Annotated in this window: 2 protein-coding genes; both read left to right on the top strand. The window is 43.3% G+C overall.

The genetic code is table 11. The features are described 5' to 3' along the window. The first annotated feature begins 12 nt into the window (after positions 1-12). Positions 13-357: a hypothetical protein gene (locus KCG35_RS25860; RefSeq protein WP_215822776.1), complete on the top strand. Its 345-nt coding sequence runs from the start codon at positions 13-15 to the stop codon at positions 355-357. Positions 358-444: 87 nt separating this feature from the next. Continuing rightward, positions 445-759: hypothetical protein (locus tag KCG35_RS25855; RefSeq protein ID WP_215822774.1), on the top strand; the 315-nt coding region annotated here is incomplete at its 3' end.

Raw genomic sequence — 759 nt, 5'->3', positions numbered from 1 at the left:
GTTAGGTGACCAATGAAGTTTAAGTGCCGCGCATGCGGAGAATTGCTTACAAAAGAATTGAGTAACACACCTGTTGAGCTTTGTGAGGAAGACGGAAAAGATTTGATTCCTGAAGGTTTAACACTGAAAGATAATGAGTGGTCTGATGGGCAGTGGGTAATTAACTCTAAAGATAATTTATCAATGGAAACTACCGATAACCCCAAGAGGTTAAATGGCTGTTGTGACCTAGATGGTTGCGACGGCCCAAATTTGGTTTGCAAATCATGCAAAGCAGAGGTGGCTACTGCAAAATACGATTGCTGGATGCCTCGGCACATTGTACTTTCTAAGGTCGGCACTGATGCAATCACCTAACAAGGCAATTAAAAATCGCCCACAAAAAGCGTGGGCTGGACTCGCTAACGCTCGCCTTTTATTGCGGCGTTATACATAAGTCAGAGTATGGAATTAGAGAAAATAATTAATCATATATTCACCTACAGCTTTCCTACAGATGAAGAGCTTGTTCGTTTTGCTAACGAGCGGCATGGGTTTGGCGGTGATGATGGTGGCTACGGTGTAACATACCCTTCTGACCTCGATGCCTACGAAAGAGAAATAGAGCAGCAGTCTATTCCAGATGGCAGTGTTGAAGTTTACTGCTCGGCATACACAGATGAAGACATCATTGTTTCTGAACAGCAGTATCTTGCGGTGTTAAAAAAGTACCTAGAAACAACTGGCCAGCACGAGTTGGCGTGTGAGCTAAAAAATGTA

The sequence above is a fragment of the Zooshikella harenae genome, assembly GCF_018837975.1.
Classification (GTDB): Bacteria; Pseudomonadota; Gammaproteobacteria; order Pseudomonadales; family Zooshikellaceae; genus Zooshikella; species Zooshikella harenae.
Note: the sequence above shows the minus strand (reverse complement) of the source record. Positions and strands in the feature narration are given on the sequence as shown.

What these genes read in the sequence shown, in the direction of transcription:
- KCG35_RS25860 (WP_215822776.1), top strand. Translation starts at nt 13, where the DNA reads ATGAAGTTTAAGTGCCGCGCATGCGGAGAATTGCTTACAAAAGAATTG.